Here is a 1,786-nt window from a genome sequence, read left to right as displayed (position 1 = left end):
CTTGTCCGCCGCGACCCGCTCGGGCCTGGTTCTGGGTCTGCCGGGTCCGCACCGCTGGATGCGGATGCGGGTCATGACCTGCTCGAACTGGGTGCAGTCGTTGACGTTGCCGGCGGTGAGGGTGAAGGCCAGGGGGCGGCCTTCACCGTCGCAGGCGAGGTGGATCTTTGTGGTCAGCCCGCCGCGGGACCGGCCGAGTGCCTCGCCCGGCCAGTCCTGCCCCTTTTTCGGGCTCCCGCAGCGTGCTGATGGGCTCGCACGGTCGTGGAATCCACGCAGACAACGGTCCAGTCGACCGCACCGACCGCGTCCGAGTGCTGCTGGACGTGGGCCAGAAGGCGGTCCCAGGTGCCGTCGGCAGACCAGCGGCGGAAACGTTCATAGACCGTCTTCCACGGGCCATACCGCTCGGGCAAATCCCGCCAGGCAGCCCCGGTGGACAGTTTCCACAGGATCCCGTTGACCACCTGCCTGCGATCCCGCACCGGACGACCCATCCGCGGCGGAGCCAGCAACGGCTCGATCACCGCCCACGACTCATCAGTCAGCTCATGACGACGCACCACGAACAGACCAACGACCACAGCACTTTGCGGACACGACCTAGTGACCTGAGTCAGAGGTTTGTCGTTAGTCGGGCATGAGTCGTCCGGGTCCGAAGATTCCGCCGTTGTCTGTCACTGATGCCCAGCGGGCGGTGCTGGAGGGCTGGTTGCGTCGCCGGACGACGGCTCAGGCTCTGGCCCTGCGGTCGCGGATCGTGCTGGAGTGCGCCGAAGGCCACTCGATCATGGAGGTGTCCCGCCGGCTGCGGATCGCTCCGGACACGGTCCGCACCTGGCGGCGCCGCTTCATCGAGCGGGGACTGGACGGCTTGTGCGACGACCCGCGGCCCGGCGTCCCCCGGAAGATCACCGATGCCGACGTCGAGCGGGTCATCGTCAAGACGCTCGAGGAGACACCGAAGAACGCCACTCACTGGTCAACGAGGTCGATGGCCGCGGCCACGGGCATGTCGCAGTCGACCATCTCGCGTATCTGGCGGGCGTTCGCCCTGGCCCCGCACCGGTCGCAGACGTTCAAGCTGTCCACCGACCCGCTGTTCATCGACAAGGTCCGTGATGTCGTCGGTCTGTATCTCGATCCGCCGGAGAAGGCCCTGGTGCTGTGCGTGGACGAGAAGTCGCAGATCCAGGCCCTGGACCGGTCCCAGCCGGTCCTGCCGATGGTGCCCGGAGTTCCCGAACGCCGCAGCCACGACTACGTCCGGGCCGGCACCACGACCCTCTTCGCCGCCCTCGAGGTCGCCACCGGCAAGGTCATCGGCTCCCTCCACCGCCGACACCGGGCAGCGGAGTTCAAGAAGTTCCTCGCGAAGCTCGACAGGGAAGTCCCGGCTGATCTGCAGGTTCATCTGATCCTGGACAACTACGCGACCCACAAGACACCCGACATCAAACGGTGGCTGCTGTCCCACCCGCGGTTCCACCTGCACTTCACGCCGACCAGCGCGTCCTGGCTGAACCTGGTCGAGCGGTGGTTCGCCGAGCTGACCCAGAAGAAGCTCAAGCGCGGCGTCCACCGCTCGGTCCAGGCCCTCGAACGCGACATCCGGGCCTGGCTCGCCGACTGGAACGAGCACCCAAGGCCGTTCGTCTGGACGAAGACCGCCGACGAGATCCTCGACAAAGTCGCCGCATACTGCCGACGAATCTCTGACTCAGGTCACTAGTCTTGGAAGTCTCCGCGCAGGTCGGGCGGGAGCATGCGCCGCAGTCCGAAGCCT

Annotated in this window: 1 protein-coding gene and 1 pseudogene; one reads left to right on the top strand and one right to left on the bottom strand. The window is 66.9% G+C overall.

The window, feature by feature from the left end:
- Nucleotides 1-584: pseudogene (locus tag ACFVKT_RS40060) on the bottom strand (IS5 family transposase); the annotation flags it as partial.
- Between the two features lie 56 nt (nt 585-640).
- Here ACFVKT_RS40060 and ACFVKT_RS40055 point away from each other — a divergent pair.
- The gene (locus ACFVKT_RS40055; RefSeq protein WP_385741921.1) at nt 641-1,732 is read left to right on the top strand and encodes an IS630 family transposase; all 1,092 of its coding nucleotides are present in this window, start codon (nt 641-643) and stop codon (nt 1,730-1,732) included.
- Nucleotides 1,733-1,786: the final 54 nt, after the last annotated feature.

Origin of the sequence: Streptomyces sp. NPDC127595, assembly GCF_042671685.1 — a bacterium.
Lineage (GTDB): Bacteria > Actinomycetota > Actinomycetes > Streptomycetales > Streptomycetaceae > Streptomyces.
The sequence above is the reverse complement of the archived record's forward strand: the minus strand, read 5'-3'. Positions and strand labels throughout refer to the sequence as shown.